Source organism: Agromyces sp. GL_144, assembly GCF_057834305.1.
This window is the reverse complement of sequence record NZ_CM174399.1, coordinates 2,495,612-2,517,499: the sequence shown is the minus strand read 5'-3', so window position 1 is coordinate 2,517,499 and position 21,888 is coordinate 2,495,612. Positions and strand designations below refer to the sequence as shown.

General features: G+C 63.8%; 13 protein-coding genes, 1 tRNA gene and 1 pseudogene. 11 read left to right on the top strand and 4 right to left on the bottom strand.

Annotated elements, in window-relative coordinates:
- Window position 1: 1 nt before the first annotated feature.
- From AC3IPY_RS11505 to AC3IPY_RS11495, 3 genes are all read right to left on the bottom strand, one after another.
- Entirely contained in the window at window positions 2–5,329 is a 5,328-nt protein-coding gene (locus AC3IPY_RS11505; RefSeq protein WP_489184427.1) for a DEAD/DEAH box helicase, read from the bottom strand.
- 23 nt (window positions 5,330–5,352) lie between these two features.
- Window positions 5,353–8,316, bottom strand: a complete 2,964-nt coding sequence (locus AC3IPY_RS11500; protein WP_489184426.1) for a hypothetical protein — start codon at window positions 8,314–8,316, stop codon at window positions 5,353–5,355.
- A 93-nt stretch (window positions 8,317–8,409) separates the two neighbouring features.
- Window positions 8,410–9,783 (bottom strand): DNA cytosine methyltransferase, encoded by a 1,374-nt coding sequence (locus tag AC3IPY_RS11495; RefSeq protein ID WP_489184425.1) that lies wholly within the window; start codon window positions 9,781–9,783, stop codon window positions 8,410–8,412.
- Between the two features lie 260 nt (window positions 9,784–10,043).
- Here AC3IPY_RS11495 and AC3IPY_RS11490 point away from each other — a divergent pair, with 260 nt between their 5' ends.
- The 6 genes and pseudogenes from AC3IPY_RS11490 to AC3IPY_RS11465 form a co-directional block, all read left to right on the top strand.
- Window positions 10,044–10,724, top strand: a complete 681-nt coding sequence (locus tag AC3IPY_RS11490) for a hypothetical protein (RefSeq protein WP_489184424.1) — start codon at window positions 10,044–10,046, stop codon at window positions 10,722–10,724.
- The gene (locus AC3IPY_RS11485; RefSeq protein WP_489184423.1) at window positions 10,724–12,865 is read left to right on the top strand and encodes a hypothetical protein; all 2,142 of its coding nucleotides are present in this window, start codon (window positions 10,724–10,726) and stop codon (window positions 12,863–12,865) included. Before AC3IPY_RS11490 ends, AC3IPY_RS11485 begins: the two co-directional genes overlap by 1 nt.
- Before the next feature lie 13 nt (window positions 12,866–12,878).
- A complete protein-coding gene (locus AC3IPY_RS11480) occupies window positions 12,879–14,828 on the top strand; it encodes a hypothetical protein (protein WP_489184422.1) in 1,950 nt (649 codons plus the stop codon).
- 60 nt (window positions 14,829–14,888) lie between these two features.
- Complete coding sequence (locus AC3IPY_RS11475) at window positions 14,889–15,719, top strand: hypothetical protein (protein ID WP_489184421.1); 831 nt, start codon at window positions 14,889–14,891, stop codon at window positions 15,717–15,719.
- 228 nt (window positions 15,720–15,947) lie between these two features.
- A tRNA-Pro gene (locus AC3IPY_RS11470) sits at window positions 15,948–16,021 on the top strand.
- Between the two features lie 392 nt (window positions 16,022–16,413).
- A pseudogene (locus tag AC3IPY_RS11465) lies at window positions 16,414–16,830 on the top strand (helix-turn-helix transcriptional regulator); the annotation flags it as partial.
- Window positions 16,831–16,878: 48 nt separating this feature from the next.
- Here the strand turns inward: AC3IPY_RS11465 and AC3IPY_RS11460 are convergent.
- Window positions 16,879–17,352, bottom strand: a complete 474-nt coding sequence (locus AC3IPY_RS11460) for an SgcJ/EcaC family oxidoreductase (protein WP_489184420.1) — start codon at window positions 17,350–17,352, stop codon at window positions 16,879–16,881.
- A 46-nt stretch (window positions 17,353–17,398) separates the two neighbouring features.
- Here AC3IPY_RS11460 and soxR point away from each other — a divergent pair, with 46 nt between their 5' ends.
- The 5 genes from soxR (at window position 17,399) to AC3IPY_RS11435 (ending at window position 21,874) form a co-directional block, all read left to right on the top strand.
- Entirely contained in the window at window positions 17,399–17,899 is a 501-nt protein-coding gene (gene soxR / locus AC3IPY_RS11455; RefSeq protein ID WP_489184419.1) for a redox-sensitive transcriptional activator SoxR, read from the top strand.
- An 83-nt stretch (window positions 17,900–17,982) separates the two neighbouring features.
- Complete coding sequence (locus AC3IPY_RS11450) at window positions 17,983–18,915, top strand: hypothetical protein (protein ID WP_489184418.1); 933 nt, start codon at window positions 17,983–17,985, stop codon at window positions 18,913–18,915.
- 175 nt (window positions 18,916–19,090) lie between these two features.
- Complete coding sequence (locus AC3IPY_RS11445; RefSeq protein WP_489184417.1) at window positions 19,091–20,122, top strand: sensor histidine kinase; 1,032 nt, start codon at window positions 19,091–19,093, stop codon at window positions 20,120–20,122.
- Window positions 20,119–20,781, top strand: a complete 663-nt coding sequence (locus tag AC3IPY_RS11440) for a response regulator (RefSeq protein WP_489184416.1) — start codon at window positions 20,119–20,121, stop codon at window positions 20,779–20,781. Before AC3IPY_RS11445 ends, AC3IPY_RS11440 begins: the two co-directional genes overlap by 4 nt.
- A 112-nt stretch (window positions 20,782–20,893) precedes the next feature.
- Window positions 20,894–21,874 (top strand): helix-turn-helix domain-containing protein, encoded by a 981-nt coding sequence (locus AC3IPY_RS11435; RefSeq protein ID WP_489188307.1) that lies wholly within the window; start codon window positions 20,894–20,896, stop codon window positions 21,872–21,874.
- Window positions 21,875–21,888: the final 14 nt, after the last annotated feature.

Sequence of the window (21,888 nt, the reverse complement as noted above, 5' to 3'; positions counted from 1 at the left end):
TTCACACACTCTCAAGCAACGCGTTGAACAGTTTGATCGGTGTGCGGTCTAGGACATAGGTGTCGGAAACCGTGACGTGTGACAGGCCGCGGCCCCGCAGTTCAGTCACGGCTCGTCTCACGTTCGGATTCCAATGCGCGTCCTCGTGCCGCCAGAGCGGGTGGCCAATGACGACAGCGGCACCTTGACCCTCTGGTGAAACGAGTGTCGGTAGTCCGTTGACCACATGTTGCTCGATTCGGAGGTGCGGGCCGTAGCCGTCAGTGAAGCTCTGCATCAACGCAGCGGTTCGATCAGTCCAATGGGACAGGTCGAGCCTTCTTCCGAGAACAAGATCTACGACGTCAAGCCCAAGTCGCCAGTCCAGCGCCCAGTGATTGAAGCGATTCTCGTAGTTGCGGAGGCAGCCCGGGCATGAGGAGGTGCAGGCTGTGCCATGTGGGTCTTCACGGAGTCGTCGACCCGTTTCTTCTCGGACCGAGGTGAGGAGCTTCTCGAACGTCGCCGGCTCGCCGAGTTCCAACGCATACCCAGCGCCGTTGTCGAGCGCATCGGCAAGGAACACCCGCGCCGAGACGGTGGTGCCGTTGCGTGTGGGCTGAAGCCCGACCTCGAGTTCCGACTGCTCAATATCTAGGTATTCCTTGGCAGCGTTGCGGAGCAACTCAGCAAAGGAAAGCAACGCGCCCTTACCTGCCGGACACGCCCAGGGCAGGGTGGCGACCGCGCCCTCTGGCAGTGCCAGATCATCGAGGCCAAGCAGGAGCACATCGGTCCGACGGACTTCGCCGATCGCTGCTGGGTCGAGGGCTTGTCCGCCAGTCCGCATGAAATCGGGAAGCGGGCGACGATAGAGATCGCGATTCTGAGCAATCACCGACCCGTCCGACTGCCGGCTCAGATCGAAGAGCTTGCGGTTGTTGTCGTTCACGGCCACGACTTCCGCCTGCTCGAGTAGTCGAAGTGAAACGCCGTGGAGTCTCACTTCCTGCCCGAGTTCAGTGTTGGTCGAAAGCTCGGAGTAGCCGGCGTACATCGGCGTGATGTGTGAGTCGTCATAGTCCGGCTGGCTATAGATCGTCCGGTAGCCTTCAGGCTGATAGAGCGAGAACGCCCTCATTTCCTCGCCGCAGACTGAGCACCTGAGTGACTCGTTCATTGGCCGCGTGTCGAGGCTGCCACACTGTGCGCAACGATGAACCGGGAAGGGTGCCCCGAGAGGATCTTTTGCTCGTGTACTTTTCCCGATGATGTTGTAGGCCGCAAAGCCCACCGCGAGGTGCTCTGCACCATCCTTTACGACGACGGCTCCGGGAGCGAATGCCGTGATGGACATTCGGAGATCGCGATCGGCGACTGTATGCCTTTCTACGTCGCCAACACCGCGGAGCTGCTTTGAATAGAGCGGCCGCACCCGCGTCGGGAAACCAAACATCGGGAGCACCCCGGCGTTTGCGAGCAACTCGCTGAGCTCAGTGTGCTGGAAGTATGGGTTCCCGACAGCTTCGTCGATGTCGTTGGCGAGACCATTTCGCGCCCAGTCATTGAGTTCGTCTACATCGAGAGCCGTATAAGCGCTGAACCGTGCGCAGACGACGGGGACGTCATTGGACGCCTCAAGCCACGCCGCCACGTCGGCTCTTCGTTGTGGCCAATCCTGGGTTAAGCCGAACGTTCCGTGGATGCTGTCACCAGTTCGCCTCGGCGGATTGCGGACGGAGAGGAACGCCCTGCGGAGCAGTTCTGCCGCGATCACTCGACGGACAATCCGGGGCCGGGACAAGTCGATGAACGGCGGCGGAGGATCGGCTGCGGTCATCTTCTCCGGTGCCTGGAAGTAGTAATCATCGTGGGCACGGTCCCGCGAGACGGTGACCGCGAACGAGAACGGTTGACCTGAACGTCCAGCTCGACCGACACGCTGTTGATAGTTGAACCGTTGAGGCGGCATGTTCGCCATTGCTACGGCCCTGAGCGATCCGATATCGACGCCGACCTCCATCGTGGTTGTCACCGAAAGCAGATCAAGGGGGTCAGCCAAAGCGCTCTCGGCGGGGGCAGGAAGCGTTGCGCCCTTGAATAGCCGTTGCCGGGTTCGTTGGTCGCTGAGCCTGGTCTGGCCGGTAAGCTCAGCGACCCTCATACGTCGAAGCGGTTGCGAGGCGAGCCACCCGTAGTAGTCGAACTCTTCGGACCATTCCTCCTCGTGGAGCACCCCGTTCGGGCATTCCTCATTGGTGCAGACGCCGGCAGAGGGATGCAGGTGGGTGGTTCCGCAGTTCTCGCAAACCCAGACCTTGTCGCCGGGCGTCCTGAGTTCGAGAGCGTCTTGACCGGTCTGGGTCTTCAGCGCCCAGGTCTCATCAACGATGCTGCTCGTGCGCAAGAACTCGCCGGTGTCCGACACCAGGGTCTGCCAATCGATCTGATACCTCGCGGCGACGCGCTTCAAGTAAGTGACGACAACCTTCGGCGCCGAATTTGACTGGGCGGCATACCCGCCCTCGAACCGCTTTGCAATCCCGAGGAGACGAATCACACTGGCCAGGACATCGCTAGCGGTCTCCTCCGTGATGCCCCAGCTATTGGGCGCGGACGGCCGCGCTCGAACTACGCCCAGTCGAGTGGATTCGAGGTCTCGTGAGGCTCGGTCGAAAACTGCTTCGGCAACAGCCTTAGCCGTGAGGCGGTAGCGATCTTGGCGGATTGGACGTGCCACGGCATCAGCCAGTGGCTCCCAAGCGTAGCGGACCGGAGGTTCATAAGCGCGGTACCAAGGGGCATCGCCCTCGCTTTCAGCAACGGACGGCCCTGGTCCGGCCGGGTTCACGCCGACTTCGAGCATCACCCGCTCGGCATCGTGGATGAGTGTCGACCACGGCAGGGATTCGGCTTCTCGCTCCGCAGCGGCGATCGTCTCTTCGTCCGCTGTATCGGCTGCACCGAGACTCTCGAGCCGGAGCTTGTCGAAGAGCTCGCGGCGGCTGGAGCGCAATTGCTCGGCCCGCCGGAGGGCATCGTCAGCGAGTTCACCATTGAGGAGCGCTCGTAGCATCGGCACTGGGTTCTCGCGGCCATGCAGAAGTTGTCGGACGACTTGCCGCACTTGGTCACGGAAGTTGTTGAGCGCAATCCCGGCGGCGATTCGTGCAGAGTCGTCCCTGCTGTCGGTGAAGACGATCGTCCTCGATTCCGCCGCCTCAGACCCCAGGCTGCGGAAAAGCTGGGACACCGCCATTTGGTTGAGCTGTGCGCGACCTGAAGTGTGTGCACGGATTGGCGACCGGACGTTTCCGGCGAAGTAAACAGATGCATCGCGGTTGTCTTGACTCCCACCGCAGCGAGGGCAGGCTTCCGGAAGCGCCGGCAGGGCCAGCCCACTGTCATCGCCCGCATTGTGGCTAAGAACCACCGCTGGGATGCCGTCAGGAAAGTTACCAAGAGTGAGCGAACCGAGTTTCGGATTCCAGGTTGCGGCACCGAAGTTCGTCTCGATCGTGGCCTGATTCTCGTCTATGTCGGCAGGGAGCTTGTGCCGGTTGGGGGCGTCGGGAACGGGCGAGCCGAGCCAGAGCCATCTGTACTCGTCATCGTTCCTTCGGTACACGAAGTCACCGGAATTCTCACCGGGTATGACTGGAGTGGTGGAAAGCACCACCGCGCCGCGATCGGGCCGATCGACGACGTACCCGCCGAGGCTCACGTCGCCACACTCGAAGCAGTACAGGAGTTCAAGTACGCGTGCGCCACACTCAGTGCACGTGGACCGTGGGGTGTCATACATTCGACCGACTCGCCGTGGCTCTGAAGCGGTGCCACCAGGGCAGCTGGGATCAGAGCAGGCCCAGAGGCCACGCATCCCTCGCATCATCACATGACCGCGGAACGGGATTGCGGGCTTGGCGACGTCGGCGAGGCCGCCGAGCATCGTCGCCAGCGCCGTCTGCGCGAGTGGGTCGTCCCCGAAGAGGCGGGTCGCCACTGTCTCGATACGCGTGGCCTTCGGACGGCTATCGTCCGGGTCGCTGCACGCTGCCGCGATGGTCTCCGCCCACCGATCCCTTGTTGCGACGTCTCCAAGTTCGTGCGGTGAGATGCTCAACACCTCGGCCGCAGTTGGCTGCTCGCCAGAAACGAGTGATCGGGGCTGCCCCGGTTCGATAAGGAAGGACGTACGGTCGACGCCGAAGAAGCGCTCTAGATACTCCAGACCCGAGTCGTCCCCGGGGAGTGAGGCGCTCGTTGCAATGATTCTGAATTGATCGGACGACGGTTCGAGCCCAAGGCGCGATGCCAGGTTTCTGACGACCATTCCGACTTCGGCGCCGGTGCTCCCGCGGTACAGGTGCAGTTCATCGACGACGAGAGTGAAAATATGATCGGACGATTGCTGGAGCCAAAGTCTCGTGGACTCAAAGATTGGCTCCTCGACGTCGCGCATCAGCATCACGTTGAGCATCGAATAGTTCGTTACCAGAACGTCGGGCGGAGTGGCGATCATGTCCCAGCGGGTGATGAGCTCGCCGGCATAGGGATCCTGGAATTGAGCAATGAGGTCTGGGTCGTTGAGTTCAGCAAGCTTGGCGTTCAAACGCGATAGATCGCGCATATCTCGGGCCGCGTCTGCGGTCGTCGGCCCAGATACCTTTCCAGTCGGGACTCCGCCCGAACCGGGTGTCGCACCCGTGTAGCGACCGAACCATAGGTCAATCGGTGATTCCTGATTCCGGAGACCTCGGACAGCCCGTCGAAGCCGGGCAACTTGGTCTTCGACCAGCGCGTTGGTCGGGTAGAGGATCACCGATCGGACCGCCGCCGGGCTCACGCCGACGGTTCGTGTCGGTCGCCAGTTGTCGGTCTGTCGCTTCAGATCCCACCACTCGTGAATTGGCGCTAGCGAGGTCCCCGACCGCTTCTCAGCAACAATTCGGGTCAGGAGCGGAATCAGGAAGGACTCTGTCTTTCCAGAGCCAGTGCCCGATGTCACAACGGGGTTGTGAGAGATGCTCGGCGCGAAATGCGTCGTGAGCGCGGCTGCCTGATGTTTGCGTAGCTTCACGTCCGAGAGCACGTCAGGTGTCACGCTAAAGACTGCCCGGAGTACATCACCGAGATCGCGGGCGTCGACTCTCGCCTGCCTCGCGGCCTCCTCCACAGACGCAACCCCGTCGTAGGGAAGCACGGGCTCAAGCATGAGCGGCGCGAACAGGTTCCCTTGGCCCTCGAGTAGAAGACGTCGTCGCTCGTTGCTGAGCGTCTGGTCTCGAAGTGCGTATGCAGTATCGATATAGCGAAGGAACGCGTCTCGGAGGTCGTCGGCGATCTTCACTGGAGTTGGGAACGGCATGGCTTTCACTGACTCACACGGTCGTAGATGATGTCCGCGATTTCTCGCGGTACTGATGGGTACTGAAGCATCCTGTGATTGACGATCTCTCGCGGCGCGCGCCCTGAGCAGAGAGCGAGTGCGCGCCCGTACAGCGCTGGCAGGTCTGCACCCAAGGGTGTAACTACCGAGCCGCTGCGCGAGTTGTAGCCGATCAAGGGATCGCCGGCCCACAAGTTCGCGATGTGTTTCACGATCTGTGCGTTGCCAAGCCCGATGGTTCCGTTCGCGATGTCTTCCGCTGTGCGAATCGCGTAAGTCGAACCGAAGTCTTTGAGCCGGTACGCGCCGACCTTGATGAGTGACTCTGTCTGGCGCCACGAGGCGGCGGATGTATCCCAGACCTCCGCCGATCTGTGAGTCGGCACGATGACGCGCTTGAGTGATTTCGCCACATCGCTAAGTGCAGGGAGCGCCTCGGCGATATCCTTCGCTGGCGAAGCGTCAAGCACGGTGAACCCCGCTTCCATCAGGGTTGAGACCGGCAACTCGCCTGAGACCTCGACACGGGAAAGTTCAGCGTCAACAGTCGCCGTGACTTCGGCGTAGCCGTCGATTAATCCCCTGAGCCGATCCAACAGCGCGCCAGAACGAGAGCCGATGAGAACCCACCGACCGTCACCGGTCGGGACAAGGGTTGAGGTGTTGACGGCCCACTCCGTCACCTGGAGATAGTCGTCTCTGGCCACGTCGACGTGCCCGACGACCTCAAGCCGTCGGAGGAAAGAGTCGGCGAACAAACCAGAGCCTTCGATCTGGGCAGCGATCCGCTCGAATATCCCGAACGAACCGGTCCCGACGTGGTTTAGCGCGTCAAACGCGACCTCGAAGTCCGGCTCGTCCGACTCGATCACCGGAGGGATCTCCGGAAGAACGATGGCTTTAGCGGTGGCATCCTTCTTCTTCGCGGCCCAGGGAGTGCCGGCGAAACGGCGCACGAGCCCGCAGGTTGTGCACTCGCCCTCGATACTCCGCGTGGGTGTTTGGCTCGCGAGTACTGGCGGAAGGAGGAAGCGGTGCATCCCAGTGACGAGACAAGAATCGCTCGTCATCGGAATGCCCACGCGAGTTCTCCCGGCCACCACGGGGGAGGAGCTTCTTTCCCGGGGCACGAACTCCGGCATCGGCGTTGTGGCTTCAACAACGAGCGAATCGAGGCCCACGATCCTCGCACCATTCACATGACTCGGCCATTCAGGCGCGCCAGCAGTTAGAGGCCAGCGCAACGAGGAGTCAGGCGAGTAGACCAGGCGGATATCGACATCCTCGACCCTGAACTGCGGAGTGTTCGCGGACCGCAGGCGGAGGAGCGCCGTCGACGAGGGCTTGCTTGCGTCGTCAACGAACATTGCGACGACATATTCGCCGTCAGATAGGTCACGATCCACGAGCGGAAGAACTGCGAGCTCGCCAGGCTGAACAGACTCAGCGACAAGCATGGCAGGGTCGACTCGTGCGCCGCGGTACACGCGGACATCGACCGAGGACGCCCCAGCGGCGAGAGCGACCGCTTCAGGCGGATCTAACGCCGACCACTTACGAAGCAGACCCGGAAGTACGAAGCCCCCTCGCATCGTCAGGCTCGTCCGAGCGCGCGGGGCGAGCGGCAGGAGATCGAAATGCACCTGACCTGTGGGCGCGGAGACGATCTGGACGTGCTGATAGACCAGCCATCCTTCCGGGTTGCCGGGCAGATCAGCGAGTTCATGCCAGCCCGGCCGGGCGTGGGTATCGAGGTGTGCCTCCACGCGCTGGCGTGCATCTGACCTCGCCAGGACGACGCTGTCCTCACCGAGAGAGATGCGTTCGATCTCGACAAACGCCCCCTGGAGGTCATCCCATCGGAGCGGAGTCACCCGCTTCGGACGGCGACCGAATGGACGGCTGTCGTCGTTCCCGAACTCTCCCGCGAGTTGTTCCCCTACGAGCGAAGCCGCACTAACCCCCTCCACTCCTGAGAGCCGTGTGGAACCGCCTGGCCCGGAGATGGTCGGAACGGTCGACTCCCCGTCCACGAGCTGAAACCGTGCGATGTCCGGCCCTTCCGAGCGGTACGGAAGCATCAGGTTGAACTCGATCGACTTGCGTGGGAACGTCCGCAGGAATGCCAGCAGACGCGTCGTGACAGCGGGCCGCGCAGAAGCGACCGCCTCGATCCCGGACCCGTCCCACGCCTCCAGTTCGAGACAAGCGGCATCGACGATTCGCTCCCTGGCGGCCGGGACGCGCCAGAGGCGCGCAAGGTGCGAACTGAGGGGCAAGCTCGGAGTGGCCGATGCATATGGGTCCATCGCGAGGCTCATGTCGTCTGGCGAGATACGCAGACCTGGGGTCATGCCCTCGAGCGCGAAGAGTTCGTGGAGGCCGGCGCGATCGTGCTGTCGGACAACCGCTTGGGACATTGGTAGCCCGATGAAGGCATGGCCTCCGACGGCGTAGGCCGTCGGGATTCCGCGCTCGCCCTCCCATGCCTCAAGCCACGAATTCAGTGATCCCCACAGCAGGTCGGCGGTGCGGCGGTAGTCGTTCTCGACCCTCTGGTACTCGCCCGTCGGGACATGGAGCATCCGATGCAATCGCGAGTAGTAGTTGTGTGCGGCAAGGTCACCGTCCGCCTGCATCTGCTCTGCGGCGATCGACAGTGCGACCAAGAGCGGGAGCGCAGGTGGCGTTTCGAGCGGCTGGCGTCGATGACGTCGCGCAGCCTCCGCCTGCCAATGGAACGGGGCAACGCCAGGCTCATCCACTTGAAGCGATGACCTGACGATGGACGCTAGCTTGGTCACCGTCCGGTCCTCAATCTCTGCGGCTTCGAGCAGGTTACGAACCGTATCGGCCTCCGCGAGCGAATAGACGGGTCGGCCAGCCTGCGATGAGCCGAACATGACGTCAGCGATCGCCTCGCTCACGCGCTCGTACTCGGAACCCACGGCCAGCCTCCCTCGCACCACGTTGTCTATCCCAACCTAGCGAGGGGTTCCGACATCGGGGCCTCGGTAAAGGTCTGAAGCAGAGGTGGCCGATTACGCGGCAGCGTGCTGTTCGTCCTCCGAAACCACTGACGTCTGGTGAAGGCCGCGCAGGAGTGGCTCGGCGATCGCGCGTACCACGTCGGCATTGACGGCGTTCCCCAGCGCCTTATATGCGCGCAGATCACCATCGGGAAGCGAGATCGAGCCGAGGCTCTGAAGCGCGGCGCATTCCGCCGGAGTCATGTAGCGACGAACACCGACGATGTCTTTACCGAGGATCGGAACCTGCGTGTGCGTCATCGCGATGAGACTCGGAGCGGTCGAAGTGCGCTTCACCCGGAGGCCCGAGGCGCGCACTTGCAGGACGTACTCGTCAATGCGTCGTCCACCACCTTGCACGTTCCACTCGAACTTCTGAAGGCTGGAGGAGAGCTTCCACGGCTTCCACTTGTCAAGCCACGGGTCGATCCACTTTTGATTCGCCCAGTAGAACTGCCGGTTCTGTCGGATGAAGGTTTGCTTCCACGAGGGGAACTTGAGATCGGTCGGTCGGCGAGCGTGGCTTGGCAAGAGCTCGAACTGCTCGGACTGCTCCAGCCCTTTCAACTCGAACCCGAAGCTGCCAAGGGCATGATCCAGGTCGCGCGGGCCGAGTTCCTTCCAGATCGCCGGGGGCGTGGCGTCTTCGTAGGGATACGTTGCTCGGAACTCCATCGACCAGATCGGAAAGGACGGTAGTTTCAGCGCCTCTGGAGCGCGCTTGAGGAAGTCGTCCCACATGTCGATCGCCTGCAACGTCTGAGCCGAGATTGCGCGGGTCGGTGCTGCCTGCTTATCCAACACGCTGCTGATGTCTGTCGTTGGCCGAGACGGGCTCGGCCACTTGAATCCGTCGAGTCCATCGAGCGATCCGACGAAGTACGCCCGTTCCCGAATCTGCGGCACGCCGAATTCGTGAGGCGAGAACTTGTGCACGTCGACCGCGTAGCCGAGGTCTTCAAGCTCCTTGCGAATGGTGGCAAGCGTCTCGCCGTTCTGGTGGCGCAGGATGTTTGGCACGTTCTCGAGGATGAACCGCCGCGGACGCTTCTCTTTGAGAATCGCGAGCACCTTGAAGAACAGCTTGCCCTGAAGTGTATGGCTGAATCCGAGTTGCTCACCGGCCTTCGAGAATGGCTGGCAAGGGAAGCCTGCCGTTAGGACGTCATGCTCGGGAACCTCCCGAGCGATCATTGCTTCGTCCTCCAGGTCGTCGATGTCGGCCCAAGGCTGGATATCGAAATTTACCTTGTAGAGCTCGTTCAACGTCGCATCCCATTCGGCCGCGAACACGCCCTCGCCACCGAGCTGTTGCAGCGCGACGTGGAAGCCCCCGAGTCCCGCGAAGAGATCGATGAACCGGAAGGCTGTACCCTCATTGGCCATACGGGACCCCTCTCGTCAGACGGTTCAACGATACCGGCACCCACCCACACCGGATCGGAAGCTCGGCGGCCACCCGCGAGTGCGCTGGAGAGTTCCGGCCGACGAAGCTCTTCGCCGTGCCCACTCGCAGCTCTCACCGTGAGCCGCGGTCCGCTATGGCCTGAACGCAAAAGGCCTGAGCGCAAAAGGCCTGAGCGCGTCGATGCCCATAGGACGGGTTCGTCTGCGATTCTGAGTAAACCTGCGTGGAAGGAGGGCCGGTGCCTATGCTGTCGATGCTGCCGTCTGACGCACGCCGCCGTGGCGGATCAACGAGCCAGACCGCGACACGAGTCCTGGTGCTGCTTGATGTTCTGGGGACGCCCGTCGGTGCATCCTGCGACGTAGAGGGTGCGGTCGCAGTCGTCTCGTCGCTCATACGCTTACAGAAACTTGACTTCTGGCTCCGTAATCCCGACTATCTTGCGGATGAACTGCTCACCGAGTTCGAGCAGGACCGCGTGTCTCTTGATGAGGTGCGGCCGCACGTTCAGCGAATGTTGAACGGTGATGCACCCCAGCTCCACACCTATCCTATGGAGCGCTACATCTACGGGGCGTATGAGTTCATCGACGACGCCCTTGCGGTGCTCAAGCTTTATGAACAGATTGAGCACCGGCGTGCTGCTGACTCGGGCGCTCTCTCGCGTCGGGATTATTTCCTGCTGCAGAAGGGGCGAGACACTGTCGCCGCAATGCGGGCGGAGATCCCCGAGCTTGAGTGGTATGTACAGCAGGCGATCGCCATTGGGCTCATCGCCGACGCTGCCAAGGGGCTGGCAGCCAAGCGCCGACAGTATTTGCAGGCCGAGTACGCGGATACCGCTCACGGGGATGTCATCCCCTCGATTCTCGAACGAGTACGCGAGCGCGCTGTTGCGCTGAAGGTGATGGAGAACTGATGATGGCGACTGTCGTGGACTGGGTGGGAACCGTCGCGGAGCGCGCAGATGTAGACCGTGAGGTCGTTACGGACGTGCTCACACGATACGGGGTCGTCGGTCCCAAGCCGGTTCCAACAAGGCGCCTACTGCGGGTCGCGGCGGTTCATTTCGCCGGCGTCAAGAACCTCGCTGCCGATGACGACGCCGAGACACGTCGGTTCGTGCCTTTCTCCTTCCACCGCGCTTTCACCACCTCCGTGACCGCCTTCGTGAGCGATGGGAAGAATGACGCTGGGAAGAGTTCAACCCTCGACATCCTCAAGTGGGGCTTGCGCGGCTCATCGAAGGTGGCCGGGGATGTGCAGAAGTGGTTACGGCAGGTGTGTCTGCTACTGACTATCAGCGGCGAGCGGATCCTTGTGGCGTGGCGTGTGAATGACGGTGCGCCGAGCGGACATGTCATCGTCCTCCCCGACACAGTGGGACTGGCGCTTGACGAATTCAGTGTGGCGACGGCAGAGGTGATGGCCGAGCACAGTCAGGAAGCCGCCGCGGCAAGTGAGCCTATCTTCACGCTCGACGTTCCGGTCGACGGCCTGGTTGAGAGGCTTCTCCGCGAAGGCGCGTTTGTCATCGGGAGCTTCGATGGGGACGAAGAAATGGCGACGGTCGTGGGCGAGTTCATGCTGCAGCGCCTCGGTCTCGACGCTCTCACGCAGTGGACCCGCGTCGCTGGAGCAACAGACGCGGATGATGGCAACCTGGTTGGCCATGGTTGGCCCCTCTGGTCGCAGGCCCTTGCCATCACCAAACCGAGCGACACCGCCGCCATCGGGGAGACACCGTTCCAGGCCCAGAACGTCCTAAACACATTCCTCGCAACAGAGTGGAGCGCGACGAGGCTCGCGGCGCGAGCGCACAAGAAAGCCTTGGACGGGCAGCTTGCCGGTATCGCGCGACGTCGGGCTCGCGACTCCGAGTCGCGAGAAGCCAGCACGCAGGCGCTTCGTGCAGAACGAGCCGAGGCTGAGACAGAACTCAACTCCATCCCCGTGTCGGGCATGTCGGCCGAGGACCTGGAGGCGGCAATGAAGGACGTCACCACTGCGACGGCCAACATCACCCGAACGCAGCGTGCCGTGGCGGAGGCTGCGCTCGCGTACGGGTCTGCGGAACGTGAGTTGGATGCGGCGGAGCAGGATCTCGTTGCATTCAAGGAAGCGGCAGTCACGAAACGGTTCTGGCACGCGCTCAAGCCATCATGCTGCCCGCGATGCGACGCGAAAGTTCAGCCCGAGCAATGGCAGCGGGAACAGGAAGGTTCCTGTTCCTTGTGCAACAACCCGATAGACGAAGCCGACGCAGCTCCCGGTGGGGCGGAGGACGACGAAGACGCCGACGACAACTTCGACCCCGTCACGATGGCAGAACAGCGCGTCGCCCAGCTCACCGCCCATGCAGAACGGCTTTCGGCGCTTCACGACGATGCGATGGACCACGCGAGTGCTGCCCAATTGGAGTTTGAGCGCGCATCGGAGGTCATCCGTAACGTCCATGGGGACCCCATCGAACGACGTGCCCTCGAGCGCCGCATCGCGATACTCGACGGACGAATCCAGGAACGCGCGCAACCATCTGAGGCCGAACCGGAGGAGGCCACCTTGACCAACGACGCGCACATTCTCGGCGCCGTCGAGGTTTTCGCTGGGGCATCCGCTAAGAGCGATTTCTCGGAGGCGCTCGCGTCGGTGAGCACGCAGATAACGACCCTCGGAAAGACCCTCGGCATCAGTAACCTCGAAAAAGCCACTCTTCAGGCCAACGCCCACCTCCCCGTCGTGAAGGGCGGTGACAAGACCCCCTTCGGGAAGCTCACGGACGGAGAGAAACTGCGTCTGAAGATCGCTCTCGTCGTATCGCTCCTAGACGTTGGAACGACATCGGGCCTGGGTCGCCACCCCGGGCTGCTCATCGTCGACTCCCTCGCGACCGAGGAACTCAACCGCGAAAACGGCGAGCTGCTGCTGCGTGAGTTGAACCGAGTGGCAGAGGCATACGGGCTCCAGGTCATCACGAGCACGGCGCACAGTGAGCTAGTGACGGCCGTCCTTCCAGCCGAAGCCGTGCAACGACCAACCTCGGAAGACCTGATGTGGTGAGGAGCCCGTCACAGTGACACAAACGGTGTTCGACTTCCTTGACACGCTCGATGGAGCCCCATCCGTCGCCGGCCTCGGCGGCGAACAGACGATCTACGCCTCTTCTCATGAGTTGGCCCGCGATACTCGGGTCGTCGAAGTCGCTGCCGCCCTTTGCAACGAATGGGTGGATCTCGAAGACCAGGCGGCGGCAGGCGCATTGCTTGTCGGAGCCGCCAACGCGATCCCAGTGCTCGCGGCGCGTGACCTCTACGATGTGTTGCTCTGCGCTGAGGAGACACTTCCCCGGATAGCGCTGGGCCTCGAAGCCGCATTCAAAGCCCGTGCCGGCACGCAAGGATACGAGAGAGACACTGCCTTGGAGGGGTGGACGCGGCTCGCACTCGGACACTGGACCAAGAACACGCTCCAACTGCGCGGTCTGTTGCACGAAGGTAGCGGGACTCCCGATGCCACAGAGCCGCTGGTTCGCGCCCTCGGCGCCGCCTGCTCGATGTGGGATGACTCTGAACTCGTTGACGCGTTGATGGTGCTTGCAACGCACCATTCACTTGAAGCAGATGCTGCGATGGAGCTTGGCTTCCAGAAGGTTGCGTCGGCGGTTGCATGCACTGATCTCAACGCATCGCGCGGCGACCTCGATGACGCACTACGGTGGTTCGACACCGCGTACCTCGATGACGCTCGGCCGGATGCCTCAGCGTTCCGCGCCGTACTCACGGGTGTCACTGAGCAGGCGACTGGTCATGCTGTCGACGACGCCCGGTTCGACGCGATCGCCGACGCGGTCTACGAGTATCTCGATGGATACCGTGGCGCCCAGCCGAGCTGGAGGGGTGCACGCGCCGGCACGACGAGTGCATGGCTAGATCTCCTCACACAGCTCCGGGCCGCCGAGTCCGACCGATGGTTCGACACCGAGATCACGCTTCGCGCGCTCGCGCATGCGTTCGCTGCCGAACAGACCATGGTCCTAGTCGTCAACCCGGGCATGAACAAGTCCGCGTCACAGGCCGGGGTTCGCGAACTGATATGGCCCCGCATCGAGGAAATCGCGCGCGGAAACGCCTCGGTTGTCACTCATATCCACCGGTGGTTGACAGCGAGCGCTGAGCCGGCAGACTCGGCCACCCGCCTCGCGGTGGAAGCGCTCCTTGCTCGACTGGAGGAGTCGCCATCAAAAAAAGCAAGTAGCGAGTCGGTCCGTCTTCCGGATGCGATTCGCGAGAACCTACACCTTACAGACGACGGATTTTCCGAACTCGAGCGCGCCGCGGCATCCGAACCGTCCCTGATCCCAGTCCTCGAACAGATCGCACTTCAGATCCCGTCGCTGAACCTCGCCGAAAATGCGCTGCTCTCCAGCTTGCTGGAACGCTGCGACGAGCACGCCGAGGGAGGAATAGGCGGCTATCGCACCGAGCTGACAGTGCTCCTAACCGATGTCATTCGGTACACCGCCACGCACCTCAACGTCAGTCAGGCACCCAGCCGGTTGCCGCCATGGATGTCTCACGGCCAGCCATGGCCAGAAGAGCACGAGCTCGCGGACGACCTGAACACTGCGCTCCTAATGGCGGGCCGCGATTCCGCCGTCGAATTGCCCAACGTCGCGGGCGGCCGGGTGGACATCGCTGTGAGGTTCGACAGGCGATGCACCCTCTACATCGAGGTGAAAACGGTTGACCGAGATCGCTCGGACGATGATCTCGTCAATGACTTTGGTACGCAGGCGGTCCAGTACGCCGTGACCAACATCCCTGTGGCGATCCTGGTCGTGGCCGACTACGTCCCGCGACGCGCCCGAAGAGACCTCACCGGGGCATTCCATGTCACTTCGGCGAGACTCGATTCGGTTTCACGACAGCACGCCCTCATTACGGTTCGACTTCAAGCGAACGTAGCTCCACCATCCGCTACCTCGGCGAAGCGGATCAAACGCACGAAACCGAAACGCTCATAGTTTCTAAGCGACCGATGTCGTCAGCAAATCGGTACACAATCGAGTGGAGTGATGCATGTCATGAACGAGGATGAGATCGAAGAATGGCTTAGTCGCTTCCTAGAAGCTCTAGAAGTCCCCACAGCTGCCGACTGGATAGGCGCGATCTCGGCGGCACTGACGTTTGTGATTGCTGGCATCGCGCTTCTTTACGCTCGCGGCCAGGTATCTGAAGCGCGCGCCAGCCGGAAGCTCGCGCAAGAACTCGAAGTTGAACGCGCACAGCCCTATGTCGTTGCCTACTCAGAGCCAAGCAAAGCAACACAAGTCATCATCGACCTGGTCGTAAGAAACTACGGGGAGACGGCGGCTACCGACGTGCGGATCACCCTCGATCCATGGCCAATGCGAAGCGTTGCTGGAGGGCAACCGGAGAGAGTCGCGATCCCCGAGATCATCCCGGTGCTCGCACCGGGGCAGGAGTGGCGCACCATGTGGGACTCTGGGATCACGCGGTCAGATTCGGATCTCCCTGACCGTCACGAAGGAAAAGTGACATTCCGAGGGATCAAGAACGCCGCACGCGAGTCCGACGTGGTGCTCGACTGGACGATCTACAAGACTCGGCGATGGGTTGAAGTTCGCGGTATCCACGACGCCGCCGTCGCGCTTCGCGAGATGAAGACAATCATGAAGAAGTGGAACGAAAACGTTCACGGTGCGCTCCGCGTGTACGTCCGCGACGGTAACGAGAAGGATCGTGAAGATGCTGCGCAATACCGAGCGTGGCTCAGCGACAGGCGAGATAGTCAAGAACAAGCCGATACCGAGATGGGAGAACCGGACTCCGCGCCGAAGGTCGACCCCGCCACACATCGAGCACCGGAGAATCCCGAGACTGTGGATGAATAGTTGCGGCGACATAGTGCTGTCTAGGATTCCGTCAGTCCTTCTGGGCTTTTAGGTGTCCGCAGGTGTGGGGGGACCAGAAGGGGACCAGAACCATGCAAACCATGAACCTCGTGACGTGCCCTGCATGATCTGACGTCCGGAATCACGCGGAATCCGGCCTCGTCGGAGCCGTCTGGACGCCTGGGGGTCAAGTGCGATCGCGGCTGTTTCAGCCTGAAAAGTGAACAACGGGATGTGGCGCAGCTTGGTAGCGCACCTGACTGGGGGTCAGGGGGTCGCAGGTTCAAATCCTGTCATCCCGACAGAAAAGCCCTGATGAGAAGACATTTTCATCAGGGCTTTATCATGTCTGCCGACGGGTTCGTGTTGGTCCCCCTCTGGTCCCCTCGCCGAGGTGCTGATGCCGGCTGCGAGGTGCCGAAGGGTGGGTCTTGCTCTCTGGAGTCCGTCGCCTGCGGATCAGGGGACCAAAAGGGGACCAGAGCGCCCGACCCTGACTCCGGGCTCCCTGTCACAGGGACCTCGACGCGTCGCGCCGGTTCGGCCTGCTGGCCTTGGCGGATCGGACGAGGAAGGCGTTGGCCTGCTCAGCGGCGGAGGCCAGGTGCCGGTCGTCGGGGTGCAGGTATCCGCGCGTCGTCTCGACGGAGGCGTGGCCGAGGATGTCCTGGAGGACGTGGAGCGGGATGCCCGCATCGCCACCCGCTTGGCCGACGTTCTCGTCGTGCAAGCAATCCGGGGCTGGCTCACGACCACCGACGGCGCAACCACCGGCTGGCTCCGCGCTCTCCAGGATGAACGAATCGGCCGCTCACTCGAAGCAATCCACGACAACCCCGGACTCGACTGGAGTCTCGACCGGCTCGCTCGGCACGCGACCATGTCCAGATCCTCATTCAGCGCCCGCTTCTCCGAACTCGTCGGAGAAGCACCCATCGCATATCTCACCCGCTGGCGCATGAACATCGCCCGATCCCGGCTCGCCGAAGAGAGCATCACCGTTGGCGCACTCGCTGCCGAACTCGGCTACCAATCCGAAGCCGCATTCAATCGGGCCTTTGCTCGCATCACCGGACGCACTCCGGGATCGATCCGCAAACTACAGCAGTAGCAGCGGTTACGCGCGTCTGCTGATTCAAGTCGCCCCGGAATCGTCTGCTCACCCTTGTGCTCTCGCCTGTCCATCTGCGACAAGAGTGTTCTGGCGACGCAGGATCCACCAGCGGCCCTCACGGCGCACGAAAGTGTAGTGGGCGTTCATCTCGGGCGACGCCCCTCGGCGGGCATCCTCGGCGCTCGACCATGCACTCTTGTGCGCGACGATCACATCCGAGGCGACGAGTGCGATGTCGCTCAGGCGGTAATGGGCCGTCGCGGTCCGGAGCGGACCTCGGGCAAGCCCTTCTCGCGTGGCGGACTCGACGGCGTCGCGCCCTCGAAGGACGATGCCGACCGCGTTCACGATCACCGCATCCGGCGCGACATGACGTACGAGGAGATCCGCATCGTTCGTGTTGAATCCGAGTTCGACGTCCGATATCACGAGGCGGATCGCCTCCTCGTCCCTCAGAGTCAATTCCGCTTGCCCGAGGTCGTCTGTGGGTTCTGGGGAAGGCATCGTCTTATTGGTCATAGGATGAAGTTCACTTCATGAAGTGCACTTGATGTCAAGGGGTGGCATGAGCGAGATACCCGGCGACGCAACCTGGTTGAAGCCCGGGCAGGTCGCCCGGCGCGCGGGTGTCGCGGTGTCGACCCTGCACTACTACGAGCAGATCGGGCTCATCCGCAGCCGGCGCACAGCCGGGGATCGTCGCGAGTTCCGTCGCGACACCCTTCGACTGGTGGCCTTCATCAGGGCTTCGCAGACCCTGGGTATCCCGCTGGCACGGATAAAGCAGGCACTCGATGACCTTCCGCACGACGATCCGCCGACGAAACGGGATTGGGCACGTCTCGCGCGGCACTGGCGGACCGATCTCGATACTCGGATCGCGCGACTCACCGCCCTGCGGGACAACCTCGCCAATTGCATCGGCTGCGGCTGCTTGTCCCTGACCGCGTGTCCTTACACGAACCCGGACGACGCCCTCGCTCTCGAGGGGCCGGGAGCGCGTCGTCTGATCCCGGTGCCGGCGAAGGACAGATCCGATCTGAGCGGAACCCTGGACGCGGAGTGACCCGCGAGGATCCGAGACCCAGGTCGCGCTTCTCGCGACCTGGGGAGGATCCCGGCGGCCCGTCCGATCGGCAGGGTCTAGGTATGACCACCACAGACACAACACAGGAGTCACCCGTCCGCCCCCTCCCCGGGGGTTCGCTCCTGAGCATCGCGCCGGTGACTGCCACAATGTCTGCGACCATCGTCGCGGCCGCCACCGTGTCGGCGATGTTGATCGGCCCCGGGGCGGACTACTCCGCGATCTTCCCACCTCGGTGGTTCGGCCTGCCCGGCGCCGGCCTGCTCGGGGCGGCCGTTCTCCTGCACTCGGCGTCGCCGGGGCGGCTCGCCCAGATGACGGCGTGGCTCGCATCCGTCGTCTTGCTCGGTGCCTCCGGTGGGGTTCTGCTCGATGGCTTCCGTGCCTTCTTCGCCGTCACCGGGATCCCGGCCGGTGGCTTCTCAGAAGTGGACGTCGCCGGAGCCGTCGCGCGGGCGAGCGCACTGGGCGCGTCCTTCTGCGCCGTCCTGTTGGCACGGCGGATCAGGATTGAGGCCGGCCCTGCACGCAGGGTTGTCTCCGACCGGAGCCGTCGGATCGTGGGACTGCTCGGAGTTCTCCTCTGCGTCCCGTACCCTCTCCTGAAACTGGTGTGGTGGCTCCAAGGTGAGGACGGCTCCTTCGCCGTGGGCTTCCCCGGGATGGAGCTCGTACTGTTCGCCGTCGCCGCGGCCGTGCTCATCGGACTGACCGTGAAGCGCACGCCTGTCGCGGTCCGCGTACCGCTCCTGATCGCGGGATGGGGCGGCGGGTTCGCGCTGTTGAGCATGGGGGCGCTGATGGTGTTCGGCCTCCTGGCGCAGATGACCGGTCTCGCCGAGTCGCCGCTCGCGCTCGGGGATCCGTCTCGCATCGCACTGGTGACCGCGGTCTACGGCACATGGCTGCTACTGGGTGTGGCGCTTGCTGCGGCTACGGTGCTGTACGGGGAGGCCCGCCCGGTTCGGAGGCCGCGAGGTCAACACGATGAGTGAGCAGAGGCGCAGAGTGACGGAGATCGGAATGCACCCCCGCGTCCTCGTCCTGCTCGTCGGGGGCTCCGCGGTACTCCTGCTTCCGCCGACGATCCTCATTGCACTCGTCTCGCTCCCCGCCCTCGGTGGCATCACGGTCTCGCTCGCTGCGGTCGCAGCTCACGCGTCTCTGCTGGTGCTGCGCCGTGCGCCGACCGCCGCATTGCTGCTCATCACCGCAGCGACCGCCGTCCAGGCCGTGGTGACTGGACTGTTCGTGTTGCTGCCCTCCACGCTTCTCGTCCTCGTCGGCCTGCACGCGGCGGCCTCGCGCGGCGACCGCAGAGTGGCCATCGCGGTCGGGATCGTCGGCCCGCTCGCTGCGATGGGTCGCTACACCATCGACCCCTCTGTCACACGCAGCCCGTTCGGCCCCGCGCCGTGGCTGATGGCGATCCTCCTGTTGGCCGTCTGCACGGTGGCGATCACGCTCGGGCTTCTCCGGCGCTCCGAGCTGCGCGCCGCCCGCCTCGACGAGGCTCGACGTGAAGGGGAGGAGCGGAGCCGCGTCCATCGAGATGAGGCCGCCGCCGCGGCCGAGCGTGCCCGTATCTCGCGCGAACTGCACGACGTGCTCGCCCACTCCCTCACCGCGATCGTCGGGCAGACGCGCGTCGCCCGCTTCGCTCCGGCGGACGCGCCCGATGCGTTGGACGTCATCGAGGAGACCGCGCGCGATTCCCTGAACGACCTCCGGGCGACCCTGCGCATGCTGCGAGACGGAGAATCCGGCGCCGCCACGCACCCCGCCGCCACCCTCACCGACAGGGACGCTCTCTCCACGCGGATGCAAGCCCTCGGACTGCACATCCGGCGACGGACGACCGGCACGCCGCTGGGCCTCGGCTCTGCCGCAGAGCTCGCAGTGCATCGATTCGCACAGGAAGGACTCACCAATGCACTGCGCTACGGCGACGGTGCGCTCGACTGGGAGGAGCACTGGGGAGAGGATCGTCTCGTGATCATCCTGCGCAACGCCGTCCCCTCCGCTCCACGCGCCGCGGTCGGATCCGGGCTGGGCCTGCTCGGGATGCGGGAACGGCTCGATGCCGTCGGAGGCTCCGTCTCGATAGATGTCGCGAATGGTTTCACGGTGACCGCGTCCGTCCCGATCCCCTCTGCCGCATCAGACGGCCATGCATCGCCGCGTCGTGGAGCGTCGTCGTGATCCGCGTGCTCGTCGCCGATGATCAGGATCTCGTTCGCGCAGGGATCGTCGCGACCGTCGACGCCCAGGAAGGTATGGAAGTCGTGGGTGAGGCCGCGGACGGCGCAGCTGCGCTCCGTGCCGTCGACGTGTGCGCTCCGGACGTGATCCTGATGGACATCCGGATGCCGAGGACGGACGGCATCGAGGCCACGCGACGCATCCTCGCCGCCGAGCCGCGGGCGCGCGTCATCGTGCTGACGACCTTCGACGCGGACGACCTCGTGCACGCCGCTCTCGGTGCGGGCGCTTGCGGCTACCTCGTCAAGGACGCGCCGATCGCGGAGCTCGCCACAGCGATCCGTGCCGCCGCACGCGGAGACGCCGTGCTCTCTCCCGCCATCACGTCCCGCGTCGTCGAACGACTCCTCGCGCATCCTCCGGCCGGGTCCGCCGCCGCGGTCCCACCGGCCGCAGAGTCGCTCACAGACCGGGAACTCGAGGTCGTGCGCCTCGTCGCCGATGGTCTGAGCAATCTGGAGATCGCCCGCATCGTCCACCTGTCCGAGGCCACGGTGAAGACGCACGTCGGTCGGGTGCTCACGAAACTCGCCCTCCGTGACCGTGTCCAGGTCGCGGTGTGGGCGCATCGTCATGGTGTCGCGCGACCGCCCGCCTAGCGTTCGAGCCGGAGCGCTCCTCGGTTCCGCTCGATCGCCACACCGTCTCGGGTGAGAGCGCGACGATATCGCACTCGCAGTCGTTCCGCCGACTAAGCCAGGCCCGGTGGTGATGATCGAGCTCGACGCGGCGCAGCTCTCCCGGGTGAGGTTCGCGGTGTCGCCGCTGTGGGAGGTCGGACTCGCCGCGCTGGTGCTGCGCCGTGCCGACCCTGGCGTCCTCTTCCGGCGCTGGGCCGAGCAGTCGCGCCGAGATGTCGACGCGATCGCACTCGACCGCGTGATGGCGTTGACCGCTGGTCGCGACTTCGTGCCCGACGTCTTCAGCGCCCGGTCCTGGGAGGACCAGCCGGAAATCTCCGAGGTGCCGGATCATCTGCGGGGGATGCCCGATGAGCTGCTGGCGCGTGATCTCACCCGACTCGCCCGGGCGCATCGCGGCGGACACGGCTGGATCCAGTCGCTGATGGGCGACCATGCTCGTGCGCGCGAAGAGATCGCCGATGTCGTCGCCGAGTTCTGGCGCGGGGCGATCGCACCGCACTGGCAGGCGTTCCGGAGGCTCGCGCGCGCCGACATCGCGCGCCATGCGCTCAGCGCCGCGGACGACGGACAAGGGGCCATGCTCGATGGACTGCACCCGGGGGTGCTCTGGACCGGTGAGGCGCTGGACATCACCGGAGCGTGCGAGACGACCTTCGGACCGACGCCGGCGGAGGATGGCGTCCTGCTGACGCCGTCGGCGTTCGCCTGGCCGCACGTGCACGTCATGTCGAACGCGCCGTTCCAGCCGGCCATCGCCTACGGGGTGCGGGGATTCGCCACGCTGTGGGAGCGTTCGAACGAGGAGGGACCGTCTCCCGCGGTGGAGAGGCTGGTCGGCGCGGGCCGCGCGCGTGTGGCGGGTGCGATCGTGACGCCGGCCACGACGACAGAGCTCGCTCACGCGCTGGGCATCGCCCCGGCGACGGTCAGCGAACACCTGCGCACGCTGACGGACGCTCGGCTCGCGAGCGCTCTGCGAGACGGGCGCTCCGTCGTGTACTCGTTGACCGAGCTCGGGAGCGAGTTGCTGGTCGCAGGCTCTTCCTAACCGGTGGATTCGGC